The sequence below is a fragment of the Euzebyella saccharophila genome, assembly GCF_014855495.1.
Classification (GTDB): Bacteria; Bacteroidota; Bacteroidia; order Flavobacteriales; family Flavobacteriaceae; genus Euzebyella; species Euzebyella saccharophila.
Genome location: NZ_JACYFJ010000001.1, coordinates 1,388,957 through 1,413,234, shown reverse-complemented (window position 1 = coordinate 1,413,234; position 24,278 = coordinate 1,388,957). Strand labels below are relative to the sequence as shown.

Below are 24,278 nucleotides of genomic sequence, written 5' to 3'. Positions count from 1 at the left end.
CAACGAGTAACGATAGTTTTTTATCCATTTTGGCAAACCAAAATGGAAATCTTTTCGTTTCTTCCAACACAGAAAGCACACTCGTATGGCAAAAGAAAACCTAGAATGTTCATTTTGTGGACGCAAAAAACCGGAAACCAATCTTTTGATTGCCGGTTTGGATGCACATATTTGCGATCGCTGTATAGAACAAGCGCATGGCATTGTTGCAGAAGAGTCCAAACAAACAAAAACGAACGATTTATCTTCTGAACTTACGTTAAAGAAACCATTGGATATCAAGGATTTCTTGGACACTTTTATCATTGGCCAAGAACGAACCAAAAAAGTAATGTCAGTAGCGGTGTACAATCACTACAAAAGACTTTTACAGCCAAAGTCCAAGGAAGATGATATTGAAATACAAAAGAGCAATATCATCATGGTAGGTCAAACCGGTACAGGAAAAACACTTATGGCAAAGACTATTGCCAAAATGTTGAATGTACCTCTGGCCATTGTTGATGCCACTGTATTAACAGAGGCAGGTTACGTAGGAGAAGATGTAGAAAGTATACTGACTCGCTTACTTCAGGCGGCAGACTACAATTTGGAAAAAGCGGAACGCGGCATTGTTTTTATAGATGAGATAGACAAAATTGCCCGTAAAAGCGATAACCCATCCATCACTAGAGACGTATCTGGAGAAGGGGTCCAACAAGGTTTGCTAAAACTGTTGGAAGGCACCACGGTAAATGTCCCTCCAAAAGGAGGAAGAAAACATCCGGACCAAAAGTTCATAGAGGTCAATACGGAAAATATACTATTTATTGCAGGCGGGGCCTTTGATGGTATTGAGCGTACCATTTCAAAAAGACTTAACATGCAGGCCATAGGATATAGCGCCGCTAAGACCGATGACCATATGGACCAGGATAATATTTTACAATACATCATTCCTAAAGATTTGAAGGAATTTGGTCTTATACCTGAAATTATTGGTAGGCTGCCGGTGCTCACGCATATGAATCCATTAGATCAAAAAACTCTTAGGGCTATATTAACGGAACCCAAAAATGCCATCATCAAGCAATATGAAAAATTGTTTGCCATGGATGATATTGAGTTTACTATTACGCCCCAGGCATTGGATTATATTGTAGAAAAGGCTATTGAATACAAATTAGGAGCTAGGGGACTTCGTTCTTTATGTGAAGCTATATTTACGGACGCCATGTTTGAAATGCCAAGCAATGAAGAATCAGAGTTCAAGGTTACAAAAGCCTATGCAGAAGATAAACTATCCTATGAAACCATTAAGAAGCTTAAAGCGGTTTCTTAAAGCGCGTTAAAACAATAAATTCAGGATACAAAAAAAGTGGTTTTTAAACCGCTTTTTCTTTTTTATTGTCCTTTCCAGTTTTGGCTTTATGGGTAACCAAATTTAGGAGGTCTAAACTGACCTTTTGAATAATTTTATCATCAGTATACATGTTATGACCAAAACCGGGCACTAATTCCGACTCAACGCCAACTTGATCATACCAAGATGATTTGGGTCTGTACATGTCATTATCTCCAAACATAAGATTGATTTCGCACTGAGGTTTTGCCTTTTCTGACCGAACCCTAGTCGCAGAAACGCCATAAAAGGATTTCATTGGCAATCCTAACAAACCTGCTTTCCAAGCTATGGCCCCGCCCATACTAAAGCAAAGATAATGCGCAGGCTCTTTCTCTTTTTTTAGTAAGTGTGCAACGGCAGTATCTATACCTCCATTTACAAAAGCATTATGTATATTTTCTTCTGAATTTACTGCAACCTTAAGATTGGCAAGTTGCTGACTATCATAAAATGTAATATTAAAGTATTGTTGTAAATAACCCAGATAAGATGTAATCCAGAGCCCCTTTTTAGAACCCCACATATCAGAAATGATTACGAGTCTTTCAGCCATAATTAAAAGTTAAAATTCGATAGGTCGGTTAAGTTTCAGTCTCAATATGAATATTAAACGACGAATTTCCTTTTTTATTTGTTCATATGCAGCAATTCCTCGATATAGTCCCTGCTATTACTAAGCCTAGGTATTTTATGTTGGCCTCCCAACTTATCGTTCGCCTTTAACCAATCATAAAAAAGATTCTCCCTGGCCATATGAACTTTTGGACTTCTCAAAGTTATGTTATTATACCTTTTTGCCTCGTAATCAGAGTTTAATGATTTTAAGGCATTGTCCAAAAACTCTGTAAAATAATTAAGGTCTTCTGGTGGAGTTCTAAATTCTATGATCCATTCATGGGCTCCCTTTTCCTTCCCTTCCATAAAAATGGGCCCAGCCGTATAATCTTTGATTTCAGACCCTGTTTTTATACAAATAGTTTTTAGGGCTTCCTCTGCATTTTCTATTATAAGTTCTTCCCCAAAAACATTGATATGATGTTTTGTGCGACCAGTAATTTTAATGCGATACGGATTGATGGAAGTAAAACGAACCGTATCTCCAATTTTATACCGCCAAAGACCGGCATTGGTTGTAATAATAATGGCGTAGTTTATATTAGTTTTTACTTCCCAAAGAGGAATGGCCTCTTGTTGCTCTGTACCATACACATCCATTGGTATAAATTCATAGAAAATACCATAATCCAACATTAACAAAAGATCATCCGCTCCATTTCTATCTTGGATGGCAAAAAAACCTTCAGATGCATTATATATTTCATAATACTTAAAGCTCTTTCTGGGCAAGATTTTTTTGTATTGATCCTTATAAGGATTAAAACTGACGCCCCCGTGAAAATAAACCTCTAAATTCTCCCAGACCTGAAATAAGTGGTCCTTTCCTGTATCTTCAATTATTTGATTGAGCAAAACCAACATCCAAGAAGGTACTCCTGCCAAACTGGTCACGTTTTCTTGTGTAGTCTCTTCAATTATCGCCTTCAACTTACTTTCCCATTCACTCATAAGGGAAACTCTATTACTGGGCGTACTACTAAATTCTGCCCACAGGGGCATATTATCAATAAGTATGGCACTCAGATCACCAAAAAAGGAACCGTTATCTTGATAAATCTCCTTGCTACCCCCCAGTCTCAAACTCTTTCCTGTGAACAATTGAGAATTTTCGTTATTGTTCAAATACAGACACAAAAGGTCTTTCCCGGATTTGTAATGACAGTCTTCCAAAGCCTCCGTACTTACCGGAATAAATTTACTTTTGGCATTGGTTGTACCGCTACTTTTCGCAAACCACTTAATAGAGGTTGGCCAAAAAAGATTTTGCTCTCCTCTACGGGTTCGTTCTATGAGAGGTTCTATCTCTTCATAAGTAACAATAGGAACACGTTCCCGGAATGCCTCATATTTTTCAATTGATGCGTAACCATATTTTTTACCGATTTCAGTATCCTCGGCAACCTCCAACAATTGAAAAAGCACTTCTTCCTGCACTTCGGCCGGATATTTTAAGAAAAGCTCTATTTGGTGATAACGTTTCTTGAGCAACCAAGAAGCAATGGAATTGAAAAGCGGAATAGGCATTTTTAGGTATCTTTGTATCGCTAAAAATAGCTTTATTACTTATCATTTTCAAATAGAAAAATCTTTTATGCAGTACGAGGGAGTGTTACGAAAAATGCAAACGGAAATTGGGAGCCCCATTCAATATTACATGCTTTTTGAGAACGATTTCCTTAACGTCAACCAAGTACTTGACAAACAATTACAAATAGATTTTTTAAAGCATCAATGCCTCAATTGCGGTTTGGACAAACCCATTTTTAGACAAGGTTTCTGTAAATCCTGTTTTTTTGAAATACCTGCCACCGGGGATTGGATCATGAGACCAGAATTGAGTACCGCACATCTGGATAAGGAAGACCGCGACCTAGCCTACGAGAAGAAAGTACAATTACAGCCGCACATTGTATACTTGGCCAATTCGAGTAACATAAAAGTGGGTGTCACCAGAAAAAGTCAGATCCCCACCAGATGGATCGATCAAGGGGCACACGAGGCCATTGAAATTGTAGAAGTACCCAATCGATATTTAGCGGGCATTACTGAAGTTGCCCTAAAAGATCATATTGGTGATAAGACCAACTGGCGAAAGATGCTTACGAACAATGCGGATGATGAGGATTTGGTCACTTGGCGAAACAATCTAAAAAAGTACATACCTGAAGAGGCCGCAGCGTATTTTATTGAATCGAATTCTGAAACCAACCTCGAATTTCCCGTACTGGCCTACCCTAGCAAAGTAAAAAGCCTCAATCTTGACAAAACCCCATCCTTCACCTCCAAACTTAAAGGTATCAAAGGGCAGTATCTCATTTTTGAAGACAACACCGTATTTAATGTTCGTAGCAACGAAGGATATTACGTTGCCTTGACTATTAAATAGATAAATAGAATAGCGGCATTCGCACAAAAAACAACTGCTTTTAGGTCAAACTACTTATCAACAAGACCTTAATTTTGTAGTTATTAACAAAAATCAGAGAAATGAACAACGTTATAAAACTCGCCAACAGACCTGCGGGCGAACCTCAGCTAAGTGATTTTGAATTTGTTACCGAGGATAAGCCTAGTCCCAACGATGGCGAAATACTACTGGAATCAAAATACATTTCTGTTGACCCCTATCTAAGAGGACGTATGCGAGATGTGGAATCTTACATAGACCCTTTTCAACTGAACGAACCTATGGAATCTACCATTGTAGCCGAGGTTGTGGAAAGCAAAAACTCCAATTTCGAAAAAGGGGATTTTGTATTTGGGATGTTGAAATGGAAGGAATTTCAAGTTTCCTCAGGCACGGGACTAAATAAGGTGGACCCAGAAAAAGCGCCACTTTCGGCTTATCTAGGAATTTTAGGGCTTACCGGATTAACCGCCTACATAAGTCTAGAAAAAATTGCCGATTTAAAGGAAGGAGAAACACTCTTAGTCTCCGGGGCAAGTGGTGCCGTGGGCAGTACCGTTGGACAGATCGGTAAAATAAGGGGGTGCCATGTAGTAGGCATTGCCGGGAGCGATGAAAAATTGGCTTTGATGAAAGATAAGTTTGGTTTTGATGAAGGTATCAATTACAAAACTACGGATGATATGACGAAAGCCATTGCCAAGGCTTGCCCTAACGGCGTAAACGTATATTACGATAATGTGGGCGGCGATATTTTAGATGCTGCCTTGAACAATGTTAATAAGAACGGTAGGGTCATTAATTGCGGTGCTATTTCCCTTTATAACGAAAAGGAAGTTCCACAGGGCCCAAGACACGAAGGAATTTTAGTCAAGAAGACAGTTCTGATGCAGGGCTTTTTGGTTCGTGACCATGCCAAGGATTTTGGAAATGCCATTCAGCAACTGGCCCAATGGCTACAAGAAGGAAAAATCACCCATGAAGAGACCATCGTAGAGGGTTTTAAGAACACCCCTCAGGCTTTTCTCGATATTTTTAAAGGCAAGAATAAAGGTAAAATGGTAGTCAAAGCCTAACCTATGGGTTCGGAAAAGAAAAAATCTACCAAAAAAAGTAAATGGCCAATGATAATTTCGTTGGCCATTATTCTATTGTTAGTCGTTTCCTACTTTGTTTTTCCATCAGTAAAGGGCTTTTTCTCGGAAGCTTGGCAGGTGTTGAGCAGTGGTGATAGGGAAAAGACCAAAAACTGGGTAGAGCAATTTGGGGCTTGGGGACCTGTTGTTTTAATAATTTCGATGATAGCCCAAATGTTTCTTATTGTTATTCCATCCGTCATGTTGATGGTGGTTTCCATTTTGGCATACGGTCCAATTTGGGGCAGTCTCATTGTATTTGCTTCGGTTTACTTGGCTTCTAGTGTGGGTTATGGTCTCGGTCATACACTGGGACAAGGTAAAATTGAAAAAATAATCGGGCAGAAATCCGAAGAAAAAGTGGAAGCATTTTTAGACAACTATGGTTTTTGGGCGGTCATCGTCACCCGGCTTAATCCGTTTCTATCAAATGACGCCATTAGCTTTGTCGGTGGCATATTAAGAATGGGCTACTGGAAATTCATAGGAGCCACACTTGTTGGTATTGCGCCACTTACTCTTTTCATCGCATTTTTAGGAAAAAATACGGATAGCTTAAAAACAGGGTTATTCTGGGGTTCTCTCGTAAGTCTTATCATTTTTCTAGCATATGTTTGGTGGGACAAGAAAAGAAAGAAATGATTCTGATTCCAATTCTCTTATTTTGTTAATTGCTTATTTAAGAATGTTCATTTTTATTATTTGACAGGGGAAGCATTGCCTATTTGCCATATTACCAATTCTTACCTCGAAATATGGGTGCGGTTGAATTATAGTGTATCTTCAAGAGCAAAACCAACCAGCATGCAGAAAAGAACCTTCCTTAAAAGACTGGGTCAGGTAGTTTTAGCCAGTCCCCTACTCCCTCAAATGGGTCATGGCCAACCACAGTTCCCCAAGAACAAGACTGCTCTTGATGAAATCAACGAAGATTTCTGGTTAAAAATCAGGGGAGATTATGATTTGAAACCAGACTATATCAATTTAGAAAGCGGTTATTACAACATTATTCCACGACCCACGAGAGAGAAACTCATGAAACATATGGAAATGGTGAATCGGGAAGGTTCTTACTACATGCGAACGGTACAATGGGACAACAAGAAGGCTGTAGCCGGCCGTCTAGCTCAAATGGTGGGCTGTTCAAAGGAAGAGCTCATTATTACAAGAAATGCAACGGAATCATTGGATATGGTGATTACCGGATACCCATGGCAGAAAGGGGATGAAGCTATTATGGCGGAGCAAGATTATGGCTCTATGCTAGACCAATTCAAACTCGCCGCAAAACGCTATGGGATGGTGAATAAAATGCTATCCGTTCCCAATCATCCCAAAAACGATGAGGAAATTGTACAACTATACCGGGAGCAGATTACCGCCAACACCAAATTGATTTTCGTCAGTCACATGATCAATATTACCGGACACATTCTCCCGATTAGAAAAATCTGTGATATGGCCCATAAAAAGGGTGTTGAAGTTTTGGTGGATGGTGCCCATTGCATTGGGCACTTTGATGTCAATATTGAAGAGCTTAACTGCGATTATTATGGAACCAGCTTACATAAATGGTTGGCTACTCCACTGGGAGCCGGTTTTTTATATGTATCAAAAAAGAACATTCCGAAAATTTGGCCTTTGCTGGCCGAACATAACCGAAAACCAGATGATATTGGAAGATTGAACCATACGGGCACGCATCCAGTACACACAGATTTGACCATTAATGATGCCATTGACTATCATGAAACCATTGGTATGGAGCGGAAAGAAGAACGTTTACGTTTTCTTCAACATTATTGGAGCGATGCCGTGAGAGGCACCAAAAATATTATATTAAATACTCCGGAAGACCCTAAACGCAGCTGCGGCATAGCGAATGTAGGTATGGCCCACATTACTCCCAAGCAATTGGCAGATACGCTGATGGAGGAATTTAAAATTTTTACGGTAGCTGTTGACGGGGCCAACGTCCATGGCTGCCGTATTAGCCCCAATGTTTTTACCACTACTGAAGAATTGGACCAATTTATCAAAGCTTTAAAAACCATAGCGGCTCGGACTTAATTACCAGAACCCTCTTCCGATTTCTTCTTATTCAAAAGACCTCCCAAGATACTTTTTGCTTTTTCCTTAACGACCTCTTCACCGGATTTCTTTACCGTATCCGTTTCGGTAGTTTTGGCTGTATCCTTTTTAGTCCCGCCTAAAATACCACCAATAACTTGTTTTACGTCCTCTTTGGTATCGTTATTAGTTTTAGTGGAATCGGTTGTGGACTTGTTTTTGTTTAGCACATCCCCAATCAAATCTTTGGCTTTGTCCTTCCCTTTATTGACCAATTTTTGTTTTTGAATTTCAACCAATTGATTTGTCAGCGACTTTACTCCCGCCGTCAAGTCAGTGGAAACATTGGGACTACTGTAGTTTCCACCGATATTGGCCACTACCGGTATGGTCAAATTTTCTAAACTGTTGTCGTCAATTTGTGCGATGAGCTTATTGATTTCAGTTCCCAGATATTTGGCAGGCACCTCCATGGTGGCCTTGTAGTTCAACTTTTCATCAAATGAATGGCTACCATCTACGTTGATGGCAATGTCCTTATACTTCAACGTGAATGGTTTTACAGTCACCAATCCGTTTTCAAAAGACAACTTGGTTTTTAAATCATCAAGATTCAATTTTTGCAAATCGATAAAATCCAATTTCCCATCCAGCGCCGTTAAAAGAGGGGCTTCTTCAGAATTGATTTCCCGTGTCATGATGTTGGCCAACACATTTCCGCTTAGCGTTAATAAATCGGGCAGTAAATCGTCTGTCAGATTTCCTGAAAGCTGAATATCAGAATCCAGTTTTCCCTTTAAAATATTGGCAATGGGCGCTAGGGATTTAAATAGCTCCAAAGATTGAAAGGTTTCACCAATTTCCAGCTTATCCATACCAAGGTTCATCGCAAAAGTTGAAGTTTCCCCTTTTGTAGAAACTTCTCCGTTAAATGCCATTTTCCCATCAAAAATGGAGGATGTCATATTGGAAAGGGTGGCTTTTTCATCCTTAATTTTCAAAGTCCCTTTTACATCTTTTAGGGTAAGGTTGTCATAAAGTACGGTACCGGCATTGGCATTGATAGTCGCATCTAAAAAGGCAGGTATCTTTATTCGTTCTTCGGTTACCCTCCCTCCGGTTTTTTCAGAACTACCGCTCTCACCCTCATTCTTGGGACTCACCTCTTCCGCTACCATAAAATCATCTAGTGAAAACACGTTGGAATTCAAATCGAAATTACCTTCTACATTTTCGTCGTTGAACAGGAAACCCAAGAAATTGTTGATGGTACCGGTAGCGTTAAAATCAGTTTTGCCAGTACTACCGTTTAATTTGTTCAAAGTAACGGTCTGTGGATTGAAAGTTACATTAGTGGTCTTCAATTTTACCGGATTGGGTATATCTTCAGACTTGTATTCAAAATCGTTCAGGTTAAGTGTTCCATTGGTTTTGGTATTGGCATATTGTTCTTTTTCAATAGAGTTCATGTCAAAGGCCGTAGTGATATCTGCTGTTAGCAACCCCTTTAAATTAAGTCCCGGAGGCACGGGATAGGCCTTTTCTATGTTTGCCAGATTCATTTTGCCGTCTACATGGGCATTCACCTTCATATTGCCCATGAGCTCCGTAATTTTGGCGTTCATGTTAAACACATCCTCATCGATCATAAAAGACAGTTTTTCAACATCCACGTAGGTGTCCTCAACTATTCCGGTGGTGTTGTTAATTTCGGTATCGATAAAGACATTTCTCACTGATTTTGGTAAATCTGGATATTTGAAAGAAGCGTTCTCAGAATTGATTTTGATGTTAAATTTAGGAATATGCTCTTCATCCACGATTCCGGCGAACTTCCCTTGCAACTCAAAATTACCGGTAGTTTTTACGTTCTCGATATTTTTGGAATAGGTTTCAGGAATCACCGCCAAGAAATTTCTAAAATCTGAAGATGGAGTTTTAAAGCTAATATCTATTTCTTGGTTGGTTTCGTTCACCTTGACAAGACCGTCAAAAACAAGTGGCAACTGGTTCACATAGGCTTCATTCTTCAAAAATGAATACTTGCTCTCGTTCAAGTCAATACCGATCAATGCATCTAATTGCACCTTATTTCTGTCAAGGTAATTGGTACTGTCCATTTCAAAAGAAACCAATGCATTGGTCTGGGTCTGCAGTTCTGAATTGCTCAAAGAAAGGTCTCCAGTTCCTTTATGTTGCATTTCTTCAACAACCAATTTCATACCCGTAGAACGGTCATCATAAATGATTCTTGCGTTGGTAATTTCGTAGGATTGCATGTCAAAACTGAAACCGTCCGTTGCAGTATCCTCAGAAGTAGTAGCCGCAGGAGTTTCAGATTCTTTGGCGATATCAAAACTGGCATTCTCTTCCTTGTCAATGGTCATTTGAAGAAGGGCTCCGTCAACTATCAAACTTTTGATACCAATGGGTTCGCCCGCACCTTTAAAAAGTTCTCCAATTCCCATTTTTAAGGAAAGTTCTTTGGAAGCAAACAGCGTATCGCCCTCAAATGGAGCTTTATTTACCAAAGATACCTCTTTAAGGCTAACCTCGGCATTTGGGAAACTTCCTATGAGACTTAAATCTGCCTCGGAAAAATCAAGGGTAGCGTTCACATTATTGTTGACATTATTTTTGATAAGGTCTCCTATTTTCGCTTCCAAAAAGAAGGGAGCCGCAATTAGAATGGCAAGAACCAAAACGATCACAACACCTATAATTCTTAAGATTTTTTTTTGCATATTTTTATAATTGTAATTTCAAATGGGCCATCGTCCTAAAAACTGCCAACCTATTGAAATTTCATTTTCCACTTTGGCTCGATGATACTGTTTATTGGTCGTATCGATAAAACTCTTAAAACAACGGTATATTATACCTCGAGCTCAATTTCTTCACCAACTTTTAGTTTGAACCGTTTTCTTAGAATATATACGAAAAGATAAAGGAAAGGAGTGTCAACAAATGCTATAAAAATCTTAAAAATAAAACCGCTTACCACCAAACCGAAAAATAGGTCCCAGGGAAGAATTTTAAAAACACATAAAAGGCCCACTACGGTAAAGGTGTCTATAAACTGGGACAGAAAAGTGGAAAAGTTATTTCTAAGCCATAGGTATTTACCCTTGGTCAGTTTTTTCCAGAAGTGATAAATGGCGATATCTACATATTGTGCCAGAAGATAGGCTATCATTGAGGCGAAAACGGCAATGGGCGACAAGGCAAATACCTGTGTGAAAATTTCATCGTTAATGGGTGACGATTCAATGGCTGGGGCCACCTCAGCAACCAAAATAATGGCCATGGAGAAAAATGAAGCGAAAATACCGGCCGTGACTATCTGGTTCGCTTTTTTCCTTCCAAAGATTTCTGAAATCAAATCGGTAATTAAAAAAGTGATGGGGTACGGCAAAATTCCCACTGAAATCTCGAATAGAGAAACCCCAAAGATCTCAACCTCTCCAAATGGGTTCCAATAAAAAAACTTTTGAAAAATAAGGTTGGAAACCACCAAAGACGTGATAAAAAGCGCACCCAAATACAGATAAATTTTATAGGCAAGGCGCTTATCTTTAATGGTCATAGGCTCTTTTCTTTAGGATAATCGCTAAAACGTACAATTTACCCGTTCAACGGTCGTTATTGCAAAACAACAAAAATAACCTAAAAATTACCAAGCATGAAAAAAACCATTATAACCGGACTCTTATTGGCAGCCGCAGCTACTGTTAAGGCGCAGTCTTACATAGGGTACCTGTCCGATAATTACAGTGGTGTTCACGGTATTATAAGCAACCCGGCCAATATTGTAGATTCAAGGTTCAAAACCGATGTGAACTTGGTGGGTGCCAGCGTTTTCTTCGGAAACGATTACTATGGCGTTAAATTGGGGGATGTGTTGGATGCCGATTTCGACTTTGATGAAAACGGCAATAAGTCGCCAAAAACCAGTAACAATCTTATAGGAAATGCCGATGTACTTGGACCATCATTTATGTTCAATATCAACAAGAACAACTCCATTGCCCTATTCTCCCGAGGAAGGGTAGGATACAACATCAATGAAATTGATGGTCAAACCTATGAAAGCTTGGCCGATGAGTTTGATGAAAACGAAGATTTTATGGTGAACGAAGACAACTTCTACCTGACTGCCAACGCTTGGGCAGAAGTTGGTATTTCGTATGCCACTATTCTTATGAACAAAGACCAACACTTTTTAAAAGGAGGTCTTTCCCTTAAATATTTACAAGGACTAGGAAACGCCTATGCCAGTGGAAGCAACGTGGAAATTGACTATGACGCGGATGGTACGGATTTAGGCGGAGGCAACACTACCGGAAGCATCACCTCTCAGGGGGAAGTATATTACGGTCACAGCCAAAATATCAATGAAGACCTAGACGATTTTGATTTAGAAATCGTGGAAGGCGCTACCGGTTTTGGGGCCGATCTTGGTTTTATATATGAGTATAGGCCAGATTATTCCTCTTACAGCTCCAACGGTAATGATGCCATGACCTATAATCACCTCAACAAATACAAATTGAAGGTAGGACTATCACTTACGGATATTGGTAGCATCAATTATAAAAATGGCTCCGAAAGCCTATATGATATCACAGGGGTGGTCAACGAAGATACTTTTGAAGAGCAAGAAACCATTGAAGAAATTCTTGAAAACCTCTATACAGAAACGGATACGGGCGGGTCTACCAAATGGGTCTTGCCAACCGCTTTACATTTGAATGTGGACTGGGCCATGGCGAGCAAGTTCTACTTGAACTTGAATACCGACCTTTCACTTACTTCCAATACCAAAAGAAACGTTAGCCGTACGGCCAACAATGTGTACCTGACCCCAAGATTTGAAAGCAAGTGGTTTAGTTTTTATATGCCAGTAGGCTTGGTACAGGGTGCGGGAGCACAATGGGGCGCAGGCTTTAGGGCTGGACCACTCTACATTGGTTCGGGTTCGGTTTTATCTTTATTGTTAAGTGACAACTCAAAGGCTGCCGACGTCTATGCCGGACTTAAAATACCGGTGTACCAAGGAAAACCAAAAGATAGGGACGGTGATGGCATTGTAAATAAAAAAGATAACTGCCCTGATGAGTACGGACCAATTGAAAACAATGGATGCCCTTGGCCAGATACTGATGGTGATGGGGTAAATGATAATGAAGACCAATGCCCAGATGAAGCTGGAGAGGCTGAAAACAATGGCTGCCCTTGGGAAGATACCGATGGAGACGCTGTATTGGATAAGGATGATACTTGCCCGCAGGAAGCCGGACCTGCAGAAAACCAAGGTTGTCCTTGGCCAGATGCCGATGGAGATGGAATTCTAGATAAAGATGACCAATGCCCTGAAGTAGCCGGAACCGTCGCCAATCAAGGTTGCCCCGAGGTAACCGAGGAAGTACAAAAGACCTTGAACGAATATGCCAAAACAATTTTGTTCAACCCAGGAAAAGCGACTATTAAAACCGAATCTACCACTGCCTTAGTTGATATTATTCAGATTTTGAACGAATATCCCGATGCCAAATTTACCGTTGAGGGCCATACCGACAGTATTGGTTCTGAACAGACCAACCAACGCTTATCAGAGTCTAGAGCTCAGGCGGTAAAACAATTCTTGGTCGATAAAGGAATCGATGCTTCTAGATTAGAGGCTATTGGATATGGGGAAAGCAAACCCATTGCCACCAATATGTACAAAGATGGTAGAGCCAAAAACCGAAGGGTAGAAATTAATTTAGTCAAATAGACCAACCATACACTTAAACCAAAAATCGCCCCGTAATGGGGTGATTTTATTTTGTATAAGTCGCAGGTTATTTGATATCGAGAACAAAAGGCATTCTCGCTTGAATCCCCTTTTGGTTCATGGCCTGATTCACTTCTTTTAAGATGGAATAGGCCTCCGTGCCAATTTCATCTTCAATGATTTTTGCCTTTAATTTAGCCGAGGCACCGCCAAGGTCTTCCATAAAGCGCTCCAAGCCCGATTTGTATTTTGGGAATTTTTTTATTCCATATTCTTCCAGTTCTGCCATTTCAGCAGCTTCGGCAATAGCTGCTTCCAGATTGCCCAACTCATCTACCAAGCCCAACCTTTGGGCGTCCACACCACTCCAAACCCTACCTTGAGCCAAACTATCGGCCTCGGCCATTGATATTCCCCTGCCTTGGGCAACTCGTTGAAGAAAGGTTTTATAGGTACTTTCAATTCCTTCTTGTACCACGGCTTTAAAACCTTCGTCCAAAGGCTCAAATAATGAATATTCCACCGAGTTCTTGTTCGTGCCTACCTGCTCTGCGTTAATACCAATATCCTCGGCTAGTCCGGCCATATTGGGAATGGTACCAAAAACACCAATAGAACCCGTAATGGTAGTAGGTTCTGCGAATATTTTATCAGCCCCTGCCGCAATATAATAGCCCCCTGAAGCTGCCACATTTCCCATTGAAACCACCACGGGTTTCACTTGTTTGGTCAATTCAACCTCTCTCCAGATTATATCGGACGTTAAAGCGCTTCCTCCTGGGGAATTCACTCTTAATACTATGGCCTTCACATCTTCATCCTCCCTGGCTTTGATGATTGCCTCATTGATAATTCCTTGTCCGATCACATCAGGGCCGCCTTCTCCATAGAGAATTTCACCTTGGGCAAATACCACTGCCACTTTATTCTTTCCTTTTTTGAGTGTTTTTTTATTGGAACGGATGACATAATCACTTAAATGAACCACATTTAGCTCCTTATCAGCAGTGACACCAAGGGCCTTTTTCAATTTCTGTTCATACTGATCATAAAAAGCAATAGCATCGATTAACCCTGATTTCAAAGCGATTTCTGGAGATCGGCCGCCCAAGGTATCTGCAATAATATTTAGGTTTTCTTGTGAAATGTTTCTCCCCTCGGAAATTTCATCGATCATAGAACCCCAAAGGGAACCGATCAACTCTTTAATTTGGGTCCTATTGGCCTCACTCATCTCATTGGCAATAAAAGGCTCTACCGCACTTTTGTATTTTCCATGGCGAATGACTTCCATTTTTACACCGGTTTTTTCCTGCAAATCCTTAAAAAAAAGCACTTCGGAAGACAAGCCACGAAAATCGAGTACTCCCACCGGATTCAGAAAAACACTATCTGCTACACTCGCCAAATAATAGTCTTTCTGCATGTAGAAATCCCCATAGGTATATATGAACTTTCCGCTCTCCTTAAATTCCTTTAATGCCCTACGGATGGCCTGGGTCTGGGCCAGACCGGCCATTATAAAATTATTGTTGATACTGATTCCTTTGATATCATCATCATCCTTGGCAACAGCTATGGCCTGTAAAATTTCATCCAACCCTTGGTTTTGCTCAAAAAGTCCACCAGCAAAAGGATCTAAAGCATTATCGCCCACATAATCACTTATAGGCTGCTGTAATTGCAACTCAAGAACGCTGTTTTCTTTAACGGAAACCGTTTCTTCGGAACTACTCAGCAAACTTGCGAATACCAAAAACATGATAAACACAATTCCAAAGGCTATGATGCAACCCAAAATGGCTGCCAATAAATTTCTCAAAAACTTCATATTATAAACTAAGATTATGAATATACGTCTCCAAAACCGGACTTTGTTACTCCTCTCTCAAGAAATTAATTGCAGTAGCATTTCCCGTATTGGATTCCATATTCTCCGTAAAGACGCAGCAAAGATACTATTCTCGGTTATTTCATTGATTATAAACATACGGATAGCAACAGCTCTTTTATTGATGAAGCACAACAACCTTATTTAGTTATCACCAAACTCCAACGTTAAAGTTTAAATTGGTGAATAACTATTGATAAACCCTAGAACAACTTACCCACTTCTTTTTGTTATTTTGTCTTACAATTATGGGCGAACTTAAAACTGCATATTTATCGCTTGGGAGTAATCTGGGAGACACCCTGAACAACTTACAATCCGCTGTTTTTTCCATTCAGGAATTAGCTGGAGATGTGCAACGCATTTCCCCTGTTTACCAAAGCAGTGCTTGGGGTTTTGAATCTGAAGATTTTTTAAATATTTGCCTGAGTTTGCAAACTACTTTGCCACCGCAAAAGCTTTTAGATTCGCTTTTAAAAATCGAGACGGATCTTGGCAGAATAAGGTATAATGAAGAGGGTTATCAGGCTCGCACCATTGATATAGACATTCTCTATTACGAAAGGGAAACCTTTATTTCGGACACCTTGGTTATTCCACATCCGGAAATGTGCTACCGAAAATTTGTACTTAAACCTTTAGCGGACATTGCCCCGCAATTCTACCACCCGGTAGTGAACAAAGACACCCGCAACCTTATTCAAGAATGCCGGGATAAGGGCAAGTTGGAGCGCACCCTTTTCCGATTACATAAAAACAGGGAAGAACTGTTTGCCAACCTTAACTTTTTGGCCATTGAGGGAAATATTGGGGCCGGAAAAACCACATTGGCCAACAAGATTTCCGAAGACTTCAATGGAAAACTGGTATTGGAACGCTTTGCGGACAACCCTTTTCTTCCTAAGTTCTATGAGGAAAAGGCACGCTATGCCTTTCCTTTGGAAATGTCCTTTCTGGCCGATCGTTACCAGCAGTTTACTGATGACACCTCACAATATGACCTGTTCAAAAGTTTTATGGTTAGTGACTATGACATCTACAAGTCGTTGATTTTCGCCCGTATTACGCTTCAGCAAGATGAGTACGAGTTGTACAGAAAACTTTTCCATTTGATGTACAAAGAGGTAAAAAAACCAAAGGTTTACGTTTACCTCTATCAATCTACGGAGCGACTTTTGGAAAACATTAAAAAACGAGGTCGTGAGTATGAAAAAAGTATTGACGTTGGCTATTTGGAATCGATAAACAAGGGCTACTTTGAATTCATTAAAAGTTACCCTGAGCAGAATAATTTGATTATTGATTTAAAGGATAAGGACTTTGTGGAAAACAAAGCTGATTATGATGCCATCATCAATAAAATCACCCAATTTGCCGTAAAATTACCTGCGGTTAAGGGATGATGACGAGAGTTGCCTTTATCGTGAAGGAAAGCTAGTCATTAAATTTAGACCAAAAGTCCCAAACAACCACCCCCGCACTTACCGAAATATTCAAGGAATGCTTGGTACCGTACTGCGGAATTTCAATCACTCCGTCACATTGGTTCACGGCTTTTTGAGAAACCCCCTTTACTTCATTACCAAAGACTAAGGCATACTTTTTCTTGTCATCTACTTGAAAAGTATTCAAGAATTGTGCTTGTTCTGCCTGCTCAATGGCCAATACCTCATACCCGTCTGCCTGCAAACGTTGAATTAACGCCACGGTATCTTCCTCATAGGCCCAATCCACACTCTCCGTAGCACCAAGAGCTGTCTTTCTAATATCTTTATGCGGTGGGGTTGCCGTAATACCGCAGAGGTATATTTTATCGACCAAAAAGGCGTCGGCCGTGCGAAAAACAGAGCCTATATTGTTCAAGCTTCGGATATTGTCCAACACAATGACCAGGGGTGATTTATCGGCCTCCTTAAAAGCTTCCACATCCAACCTATCAAGTTCCTCGTTCCTTAATTTTCGCATAATCTCGTTTGCTTGCCTCTAGCCACCAAAACGTGTTAGAAAGTTATTCCTAAATATCAACAAATGTGGCGATTCCTTGACAAAATTAATACATTCGTTTTTTGCAAAATAGAAGACAAAAATAGGTCAAATAAATCGTTTAGGACAAGATGGCAAAGGCAAAAAAGGTGACCCCTTTAATGAAACAGTACAATAGCATCAAGACCAAATATCCTGATGCACTTCTGCTATTTAGGGTGGGAGATTTTTACGAAACCTTTGGAGAGGATGCCGTTAAGGCTTCTAAAATTCTTGGCATTATCCTAACCCACAGAAACAACGGAGGAGACCGAACCGAATTGGCCGGTTTTCCCCACCATTCCCTCAACACCTATTTGCCTAAATTGGTAAAAGCTGGTCAAAGGGTTGCCATTTGCGACCAGCTGGAAGACCCCAAGATGACCAAAACCATTGTAAAACGGGGCGTTACCGAGCTGGTCACTCCTGGGGTAGCCATGAACGATGACATTCTCAATGCCAAGGCCAACAACTTTTTATGTGCCGTTCATTTTGGAAGAAAGCTATTGGGAATTTCTTTTGTGGATATATCCACCGGAGAATTTTTAACCTCGGAGGGCACCGAAGAACAAATAGACAAATTGCTCCAGAATTTTTCGCCCAACGAAGTACTGGTTCCAAAAACACATAAAAAAGAATTTGCGGAACTTTTCGGAAATCAGTTCCATACCTTTTATATGGAAGATTGGGTATTTCAAGAAGATTATGCCCTAGAGACCCTTACCAATCATTTTAAGACCAAGACCCTGAAAGGTTTTGGCGTAGATCATTTAAGTTTGGGGGTGATTGCTTCGGGCGTGGTGTTACACTACTTATCGGAAACGCAACACAGGCAACTACAACACATAAGCTCGTTAAAGAGAATTGCCGAGGAGGAATATATTTGGATGGATCGTTTTACCATTCGCAATTTGGAGCTCTATCATTCCCCACATCAGAATGCGGTGACCCTACTTGATATTTTGGACAAGACCATATCACCTATGGGTGGGCGTATGCTAAAACGGTGGTTGGCGCTTCCGCTAAAAAATATCGAAAAGATAAAACGCCGCCATCAGGTGGTTTCCCATTTTTTGAAGGAGGAAAACGTTTTACAAAAGTTACAGCAGAACATTAAGCAAATGGGCGATTTGGAACGCTTGATTTCCAAAGTTGCCACCGGAAAAATCAACCCAAAGGAGGTAGTGCAGCTTAAAAATTCCTTGGAAGCAATCGTCCCCATCAAACAACTTACCGGTAATAGCTCTAACGAGGCATTGCAACTCATTTCAGACCAACTGCATACCTGTGACCTGCTGCGGGAGCGCATCAAAGAAATGCTCAATGAAGAAGCTCCTGTAAATATGCTCAAGGGAAAAACCATAGCCGATGGGTATTCCGAAGAATTGGATGAATTGCGGATGTTGGCCTTTTCCAGTAAGGATTACTTGGATAAGATGCTGGAAAGGGAGTGTGAACGTACAGGCATTACTTCCCTAAAAATTGCCTCTAACAATGTTTTCGGATATTATATAGAAGTACGAAACACCCATAAAGACAAAGTTCCTCCAGAATGGACGCGTAAGCAGACCTTGGTGAATGCCGAGCGTTACATTACGGAAGAATTGAAGGAGTACGAAGCCAAAATTTTGGGTGCCGAAGAACGCATTCAAAGCTTGGAACAGCAATTGTTCTCCCAGTTGGTGGTGTGGATGCAGGAGTATATCAATCCCGTGCAGAACAATGCCGTACAGATTGCCCAATTGGACTGCCTTTGCGGCTTTGCACAGTTGGCCAAAGAAAACCATTATGTTCAACCGGAAGTGGATGAGTCCACTGATATTGAAATTACCAATGGTAGGCATCCCGTTATTGAAAAGCAATTGCCTTTAGGGGAAGAATATATTGCCAATGATGTGCTTCTAAACCGTGAAGACCAACAAATCATAATGATTACAGGTCCTAATATGAGTGGTAAATCGGCCATCTTAAGACAGACTGCACTTATAGTACTTTTGGCACAAATGGGGTCTTTTGTACCAGCAGAAGCAGCAAAAATAGGTTATGTAGATAAAATTTTTACACGTGTTGGGGCCAGTGACAATATCTCCATGGGTGAATCTACCTTTATGGTAGAAATGAACGAGACCGCTTCTATTTTGAACAATCTTAGCGAGCGTAGTTTGGTTCTTTTAGATGAAATTGGCCGGGGTACTAGTACCTATGACGGTATTTCCATTGCATGGGCCATTAGTGAGTATTTGCACGAGCACCCAGCAAGGGCCAAAACTCTTTTTGCCACCCACTACCATGAAATCAATGAGATGGCCCATATTTTTGAGCGTATCAAAAATTACAATGTGTCCGTAAAGGAGTTAAAAGACAATGTTCTTTTCCTAAGAAAATTGACCCCTGGAGGCAGTGAGCACAGCTTTGGTATTCATGTAGCGAAAATGGCGGGAATGCCACAGCAAGTCATCCATAAGGCCAATAAGATTCTGAAAAAACTTGAAAAATCGCATTCAAGTGAAGAACTGACAGACAAGTTGGAGTCTGCCCAAGACGAAATGCAATTGAGCTTCTTTAATTTAGACGACCCATTGCTGGAGCAGATAAAAGAGGAGATTGTGCATTTAGACATTAATACCCTTACCCCAGTTGAAGCCCTGATGAAACTAAACGAAATTAAGCGAATGCTCTCTAAAAAACAGAAAGCCACTTCTTAATTCCATCATTCTCAAGGGATAGAAAAACCTATGTAAGTTTTAAGTAAATTTTTCTTTGCATTTTATAGAAATATATTAAATTTGCCTCCGCTAACAAACCGAGTTAGTTAGTTCTTTTAAATGCGAAAATAGCTCAGTTGGTAGAGCATCACCTTGCCAAGGTGGAGGTCGCGGGTTCGAATCCCGTTTTTCGCTCTAAATGAACGCCGCTTGCCGGCGTTTTTTTATTTACGTGCGTGGTAGCTTTATAGCAGCCAAAAGGCTCGAGTGGTGGAATTGGTAGACACGTTGGACTTAAAATCCAATGGCCATTATGGCCGTATGGGTTCAAGTCCCATCTCGAGTACGAAAAAACCCTCTTAATCTTTCGATTTTGAGGGTTTTTTATTGAAGTATATTTTTTATTACCCTAGCGGCTTTTGCCCCGGTTTTATGGGTATACAACCTGAAAACCCTCCCGGAACGGGATTATAGATCCTGGCTTTGGTGGAACCTATTTCCGAACTAAAATAACCGGACAACGTCAAGCTCCTAAAAAGGCCATAAAAATGGTCATCGGCGGGCAATCCTGCCGCCCTTTGTTTTCCATAAGCAAAAGTTTCATTGTGATAGTTTTTAAGTAGAAACTCCTTTTTTTTCTTTTCTAGATTACTAAAATCCGACTTAAAGAGTTCAAAAGCATCCGCATCTATGCGGTTGAGTCCGGTGAGCATCAATTGTTTGTCGTCTTCCTTTAGCATATCGGAATACATCATGAACATGTATTCCCCTGTTTTTGCTGCCTTGGCTCCCGGAACCTCCCCTTTTCCGGGCAATATGGCATCGGCAATATCATTTAGAAGGGCAATATCATTTTCTGTCACTTTTTCCCTTGGCACCGGCGGAGCGGGCTCACAACCACTGACTAACAAGGCTGGCGCAGTGGTGACCGTACCCAAGGCCAAGGAACCTGACAATCTTAAAAAATCTTTTCTTTTCATCACTTACAGGTTTTGTTTGTTCAACTCTTTTACTGCAAAATCAACGGCCCTCGCCGTCAAGGCCATATAGGTTAAGGAAGGGTTCTGGCAGGCACTGGAAGTCATACAAGCACCGTCCGTTACAAAGAGGTTGGGAGTGCCCCAAACTTGATTGTTACCGTTAAGGACCGAGGTCTTTGGGTCTCGGCCCATGCGAGCAGTTCCCATTTCATGGATGTTGAGCCCAAAATTGCGTCTTTCTCCCATATCCCTAACATTCTTGAACCCGAGGGAATCCAACATTTCCATAGCCGCATTCACCATATCCTTTTCCATATTTCGCTCGTTTTCTTTGTATTCGGCATCAATTTGCAATAAGGGCATGCCCCAAGCATCTTTTTGATCTTTGCTCAAGGTCACTTTATTCTCTTTGTACGGCAGGCACTCCCCCATTCCCAACATGTTCCATTTCCAAGGACCTACCTGCAACAGGTTGTCCATAAGGGCATCGCCCATTAAAAAGCGTTGTTCCGGCGTACCGGCGGTTCTAAATCCGCCACAGGAATAGGCGAATCCCCTCAAATAATCTTTTTGCTTGTCGCCCTTAAAATTCCGGAAGCGTGGCAAATAGGTACTGGTAGGCCTTTTGCCTTCGTAGTACTTGTCCTCAAAACCTTTCCAATCGCCTTGAACTCGGGCATTATAATTATGATCCATCAAATTTTCGCCCAATACGCCGCTATCGTTGCCCAGACCTTCTGGGTATCTTTCTGAAACGGAGTTCATTAATACCAAGGTGGAGTTAAGGGTGGCCGCATTCAGGAAAACGATTTTGGCGTAGTACTCCCTGGTTTCTTTGGTAATGGCATCCACTACCCGAACCCCAGTGGCTTTGCTGGTTACCGGGTCTATGAGGATAGAATGTACCACGGCATGGGTTTTCAGCTCTAAATTTCCGGTTTCCCTCGCTGCAGGCAAAGTAGCCGAATTGGAACTAAAATAACCTCCTAGCGGACAACCGCGTTTACACAGATTACGATGTTGGCAAGGCCCCCTACCCTTTTTGCCTTCGGTAAGGTTGGCGGTGCGGGAAATGACCAAGTCGCGATCGGGAAATTTCTTTTTCAACTCCCCTTTAAAATGGGTTTCCAAGCAGTTCATATCCATGGGCGGCAGGAATTCCCCATCGGGAATTTGCTCCAAACCGTCTCGGTTACCGCTTATCCCCGCAAACTTCTCCACATAACTATACCATGGTTCCAAATCTTTATAGCGAATGGGCCAATCCACCGCTATGCCTTCCTTGGCATTGGCCTCAAAATCCAGATTGCTCCATCGCTGGGTATGTCGCGCCCACATAAGCGATTTTCCGCCTACCTGATAGCCCTTGATCCAATCAAAAGGTTTTTCCTGAACATAGGGATGGACCGCATCTTTTACGAACAAATCTTCGGTGGCCTCCCTAAAAGCGTAACATCTACTGATGATAGGGTTCTCCTTTCGCATCTCAAGCGGAATTTTGTTCCTATGAGGAAAGTCCCAAATAGGCGTGTTGGCCGTTTTATAATCGGTTACATGCTCCAAATTTCTCCCACGCTCCAGCACCAAAGTCTTCAGCCCTTTTTCGCAAAGTTCCTTGGCCGCCCATCCTCCACTAATACCAGAGCCTATGACAATAGCGTCATAGGTATTCGCCTTTTTATCCGCTCCGTTAATATTCATATGTTTTCTGATTTACTCCAAAATGGAATTCAACATTTTTCCTAATCGCTTTCCCACTTCAATCTGGCCTGGTGTATTGTAATGCAAGTTGTCTTCCCGTTTGCTAATACCCTCCAGACTTACCATTTTAACGTTTGGCAAGGCCGATGTCATTTTTGATTGTGCCTCCATCACCGCTAAAGCTGCAGGATATCTTTCCGCTGGCGGGTTCACTTGTCCAATAATAACAGGGACTCCGGGATTTCCTCCGTCCTTTCGGAAGCGTTGCAATAAATTTTTAAATCCTTCATGGTATTCCTCTCCTGCTTGCGGAAAGCGGGCATCGGTCTCGCCCTGTATCCACAAAAAGGCATCTGGTTGTAATATCAGTCCTTCCAATTGTTTGGGTAAATATTTTAGTAAGCTGTCATAAAGACTTCCAAATTTTGGATGCCCCATTTCCGCAACTTTGGCCGAATCTTGTTCCGGTAACCAATCATATAGGGAAGAACCACCTACGGCATACTTATAGACCACAAATTCCTGTTTAGGAAACTTTTTTTTAAGTTGCTGTATAATGCCCTGTTCAGGACCAAAAGAATGTGACCCAGGCCTTTTCAACCCTGAGCTAAAACCTTGATTTATGTAGGTGATATTTGGGTAGGATTCCGGCAAATCCGTATTCGATCTATTACCACCGCCCACCATATTGCTTTGGCCGGCCAAAACAATCAATTTGGGGCTTTCAACAGCACTTGATACTTCTGTTTCACTCACCTCCCTTTTTGGCTTATGTTCTTTACAGGCCGATGTTCCTAAGAGACAAACACCTAAACCAACAACAAGAATTCTCACTATCCTTTCATTCCTCTTCATCGATTTCCTATTACTTTCCTGATAAAATTTGTTTTAAGTAGGCGGGATAGGTTTCGCCCTCAACCGTACCTTCTCCTTCAACGTCCAATCCATAAGTGATGGAATCCCCAAAACAGATTACCTTTCCTTTAAGTCGTACTTTTCCGTCATTCAAAGACTGGGCAATAGTTTTGGCGATGAATCGGTATCCTTCCGGAGTGGGATGTACCCCATCCCGTTTGTTGAAATTCTTTTCGTTCATGATCAATCCATCCTCATTATGAACCGGGATATTCGCATTGAGAAATGCCTGAAAAACATCTACCAAGTAAACGCCGTGCTGTTTACTCAAATCTTGCATACAGGTCCTTACGAACTCCAGTTTTTCCTTTGGTGACTTTTGAAAATTTTCTGAATTATGCCGTTCAAAAAGGTATAAGGAATCCACTGTAGGCGGGGTTACCAAAACTACTGAAGCTCCATTTTTCCTTAATTTTTGAACCAATGAATTCAGATTTTTTTGATACGCTTCGTAAGGGACAAACTTATTGGAGTTAAGCATATCATTGGTGCCCACCATCAACAACACCCAATCTGGTTTTTCCTCCAGTACATGGGGAAGGCGAGCCAATAAATCTTTGGTATTGTTTCCCGAAATTCCGGCATTTATAATTTCCATTTGTTGCGCGTTCATTTGAAAGCATATTATAAGCGGGGCAAATAGCCCTAAAAGCAATTTCAACATCGATTCAGG

At 41.1% G+C, this 24,278-nt stretch carries 18 protein-coding genes and 2 tRNA genes; 10 read left to right on the top strand and 10 right to left on the bottom strand.

Translation table 11 applies throughout. The features are described 5' to 3' along the window. Nucleotides 1–85 precede the first annotated feature (85 nt). Entirely contained in the window at nt 86–1,321 is a 1,236-nt protein-coding gene (gene clpX / locus IL355_RS05865) for an ATP-dependent Clp protease ATP-binding subunit ClpX (RefSeq protein ID WP_192461219.1), read from the top strand. 43 nt (nt 1,322–1,364) lie between these two features. Here the strand turns inward: clpX and IL355_RS05860 are convergent, their stop codons facing one another. Both IL355_RS05860 and IL355_RS05855 read right to left on the bottom strand, forming a co-directional pair. Then, entirely contained in the window at nt 1,365–1,937 is a 573-nt protein-coding gene (locus IL355_RS05860; protein WP_192461218.1) for a dienelactone hydrolase family protein, read from the bottom strand. A 74-nt stretch (nt 1,938–2,011) separates the two neighbouring features. Beyond that, entirely contained in the window at nt 2,012–3,526 is a 1,515-nt protein-coding gene (locus tag IL355_RS05855) for a GH3 auxin-responsive promoter family protein (RefSeq protein ID WP_192461217.1), read from the bottom strand. Between the two features lie 67 nt (nt 3,527–3,593). On the opposite strand from IL355_RS05855, the gene IL355_RS05850 reads away from it, so the two are divergent. From IL355_RS05850 to IL355_RS05835, 4 genes are all read left to right on the top strand, one after another. Further along, on the top strand, nt 3,594–4,388 hold the full coding sequence (locus IL355_RS05850) for a DUF2797 domain-containing protein (RefSeq protein ID WP_192461216.1): 795 nt from the start codon (nt 3,594–3,596) through the stop codon (nt 4,386–4,388). A gap of 101 nt (nt 4,389–4,489) precedes the next feature. Next, nucleotides 4,490–5,485: an NADP-dependent oxidoreductase gene (locus IL355_RS05845; protein WP_192461215.1), complete on the top strand. Its 996-nt coding sequence runs from the start codon at nt 4,490–4,492 to the stop codon at nt 5,483–5,485. 3 nt (nt 5,486–5,488) lie between these two features. Beyond that, nucleotides 5,489–6,187, top strand: coding sequence for a TVP38/TMEM64 family protein (locus tag IL355_RS05840; RefSeq protein WP_192461214.1), 699 nt, complete (start codon nt 5,489–5,491; stop codon nt 6,185–6,187). Between the two features lie 162 nt (nt 6,188–6,349). After that, nucleotides 6,350–7,615, top strand: a complete 1,266-nt coding sequence (locus IL355_RS05835; RefSeq protein WP_192461213.1) for an aminotransferase class V-fold PLP-dependent enzyme — start codon at nt 6,350–6,352, stop codon at nt 7,613–7,615. On the opposite strand, the gene IL355_RS05830 is transcribed toward IL355_RS05835, so the two are convergent. Next, a complete protein-coding gene (locus IL355_RS05830) occupies nt 7,612–10,359 on the bottom strand; it encodes an AsmA family protein (RefSeq protein WP_192461212.1) in 2,748 nt (915 codons plus the stop codon). The genes IL355_RS05835 and IL355_RS05830 overlap by 4 nt on opposite strands. Nucleotides 10,360–10,490: 131 nt before the next feature. Next, nucleotides 10,491–11,201 (bottom strand): queuosine precursor transporter, encoded by a 711-nt coding sequence (locus IL355_RS05825; protein ID WP_192461211.1) that lies wholly within the window; start codon nt 11,199–11,201, stop codon nt 10,491–10,493. Between the two features lie 96 nt (nt 11,202–11,297). On the opposite strand from IL355_RS05825, the gene IL355_RS05820 reads away from it, so the two are divergent. Then, nucleotides 11,298–13,391: a DUF5723 family protein gene (locus tag IL355_RS05820; RefSeq protein ID WP_192461210.1), complete on the top strand. Its 2,094-nt coding sequence runs from the start codon at nt 11,298–11,300 to the stop codon at nt 13,389–13,391. A gap of 67 nt (nt 13,392–13,458) precedes the next feature. Here IL355_RS05820 and sppA read toward each other — a convergent pair whose 3' ends face one another. Beyond that, the gene (sppA, locus tag IL355_RS05815; protein ID WP_192461209.1) at nt 13,459–15,222 is read right to left on the bottom strand and encodes a signal peptide peptidase SppA; all 1,764 of its coding nucleotides are present in this window, start codon (nt 15,220–15,222) and stop codon (nt 13,459–13,461) included. Between the two features lie 308 nt (nt 15,223–15,530). Between sppA and folK the strand changes: the two genes are divergently transcribed. Next, a complete protein-coding gene (gene folK / locus IL355_RS05810) occupies nt 15,531–16,685 on the top strand; it encodes a 2-amino-4-hydroxy-6-hydroxymethyldihydropteridine diphosphokinase (protein ID WP_192461208.1) in 1,155 nt (384 codons plus the stop codon). A gap of 31 nt (nt 16,686–16,716) precedes the next feature. Here the strand turns inward: folK and IL355_RS05805 are convergent, their stop codons facing one another. Next, nucleotides 16,717–17,247, bottom strand: coding sequence for an RNA methyltransferase (locus tag IL355_RS05805; RefSeq protein WP_192461207.1), 531 nt, complete (start codon nt 17,245–17,247; stop codon nt 16,717–16,719). A gap of 149 nt (nt 17,248–17,396) precedes the next feature. Between IL355_RS05805 and mutS the strand changes: the two genes are divergently transcribed. From mutS to IL355_RS05790, 3 genes are all read left to right on the top strand, one after another. After that, nucleotides 17,397–20,009, top strand: coding sequence for a DNA mismatch repair protein MutS (mutS, locus tag IL355_RS05800; protein ID WP_192461206.1), 2,613 nt, complete (start codon nt 17,397–17,399; stop codon nt 20,007–20,009). 122 nt (nt 20,010–20,131) lie between these two features. Further along, a tRNA-Gly gene (locus IL355_RS05795) sits at nt 20,132–20,204 on the top strand. 66 nt (nt 20,205–20,270) lie between these two features. Then, a tRNA-Leu gene (locus IL355_RS05790) sits at nt 20,271–20,355 on the top strand. 58 nt (nt 20,356–20,413) lie between these two features. Here IL355_RS05790 and IL355_RS05785 read toward each other — a convergent pair. The 4 genes from IL355_RS05785 to IL355_RS05770 are packed head-to-tail and all read right to left on the bottom strand — an operon-like array spanning nt 20,414 to nt 24,269. Continuing rightward, on the bottom strand, nt 20,414–20,989 hold the full coding sequence (locus IL355_RS05785) for a gluconate 2-dehydrogenase subunit 3 family protein (protein WP_192461205.1): 576 nt from the start codon (nt 20,987–20,989) through the stop codon (nt 20,414–20,416). Between the two features lie 3 nt (nt 20,990–20,992). Next, nucleotides 20,993–22,690 carry a GMC oxidoreductase gene (locus IL355_RS05780; RefSeq protein WP_192461204.1) on the bottom strand — a complete coding sequence of 566 codons (1,698 nt, stop codon included), beginning with the start codon at nt 22,688–22,690 and terminating at the stop codon, nt 20,993–20,995. A 12-nt stretch (nt 22,691–22,702) separates the two neighbouring features. After that, complete coding sequence (locus IL355_RS05775; RefSeq protein WP_192461203.1) at nt 22,703–23,545, bottom strand: sialate O-acetylesterase; 843 nt, start codon at nt 23,543–23,545, stop codon at nt 22,703–22,705. 10 nt (nt 23,546–23,555) lie between these two features. Then, nucleotides 23,556–24,269 carry an SGNH/GDSL hydrolase family protein gene (locus IL355_RS05770; RefSeq protein ID WP_192461202.1) on the bottom strand — a complete coding sequence of 238 codons (714 nt, stop codon included), beginning with the start codon at nt 24,267–24,269 and terminating at the stop codon, nt 23,556–23,558. Nucleotides 24,270–24,278 lie beyond the last annotated feature (9 nt).

What these genes read in the sequence shown, in the direction of transcription:
- clpX (WP_192461219.1), top strand. Translation starts at nt 86, where the DNA reads ATGGCAAAAGAAAACCTAGAATGTTCATTTTGTGGACGCAAAAAACCG.
- IL355_RS05860 (WP_192461218.1), bottom strand. Translation starts at nt 1,937, where the DNA reads ATGGCTGAAAGACTCGTAATCATTTCTGATATGTGGGGTTCTAAAAAG.
- IL355_RS05855 (WP_192461217.1), bottom strand. Translation starts at nt 3,526, where the DNA reads ATGCCTATTCCGCTTTTCAATTCCATTGCTTCTTGGTTGCTCAAGAAA.
- IL355_RS05850 (WP_192461216.1), top strand. Translation starts at nt 3,594, where the DNA reads ATGCAGTACGAGGGAGTGTTACGAAAAATGCAAACGGAAATTGGGAGC.
- IL355_RS05845 (WP_192461215.1), top strand. Translation starts at nt 4,490, where the DNA reads ATGAACAACGTTATAAAACTCGCCAACAGACCTGCGGGCGAACCTCAG.
- IL355_RS05840 (WP_192461214.1), top strand. Translation starts at nt 5,489, where the DNA reads ATGGGTTCGGAAAAGAAAAAATCTACCAAAAAAAGTAAATGGCCAATG.
- IL355_RS05835 (WP_192461213.1), top strand. Translation starts at nt 6,350, where the DNA reads ATGCAGAAAAGAACCTTCCTTAAAAGACTGGGTCAGGTAGTTTTAGCC.
- IL355_RS05830 (WP_192461212.1), bottom strand. Translation starts at nt 10,359, where the DNA reads ATGCAAAAAAAAATCTTAAGAATTATAGGTGTTGTGATCGTTTTGGTT.
- IL355_RS05825 (WP_192461211.1), bottom strand. Translation starts at nt 11,201, where the DNA reads ATGACCATTAAAGATAAGCGCCTTGCCTATAAAATTTATCTGTATTTG.
- IL355_RS05820 (WP_192461210.1), top strand. Translation starts at nt 11,298, where the DNA reads ATGAAAAAAACCATTATAACCGGACTCTTATTGGCAGCCGCAGCTACT.
- sppA (WP_192461209.1), bottom strand. Translation starts at nt 15,222, where the DNA reads ATGAAGTTTTTGAGAAATTTATTGGCAGCCATTTTGGGTTGCATCATA.
- folK (WP_192461208.1), top strand. Translation starts at nt 15,531, where the DNA reads ATGGGCGAACTTAAAACTGCATATTTATCGCTTGGGAGTAATCTGGGA.
- IL355_RS05805 (WP_192461207.1), bottom strand. Translation starts at nt 17,247, where the DNA reads ATGCGAAAATTAAGGAACGAGGAACTTGATAGGTTGGATGTGGAAGCT.
- mutS (WP_192461206.1), top strand. Translation starts at nt 17,397, where the DNA reads ATGGCAAAGGCAAAAAAGGTGACCCCTTTAATGAAACAGTACAATAGC.
- IL355_RS05785 (WP_192461205.1), bottom strand. Translation starts at nt 20,989, where the DNA reads ATGAAAAGAAAAGATTTTTTAAGATTGTCAGGTTCCTTGGCCTTGGGT.
- IL355_RS05780 (WP_192461204.1), bottom strand. Translation starts at nt 22,690, where the DNA reads ATGAATATTAACGGAGCGGATAAAAAGGCGAATACCTATGACGCTATT.
- IL355_RS05775 (WP_192461203.1), bottom strand. Translation starts at nt 23,545, where the DNA reads ATGAAGAGGAATGAAAGGATAGTGAGAATTCTTGTTGTTGGTTTAGGT.
- IL355_RS05770 (WP_192461202.1), bottom strand. Translation starts at nt 24,269, where the DNA reads ATGTTGAAATTGCTTTTAGGGCTATTTGCCCCGCTTATAATATGCTTT.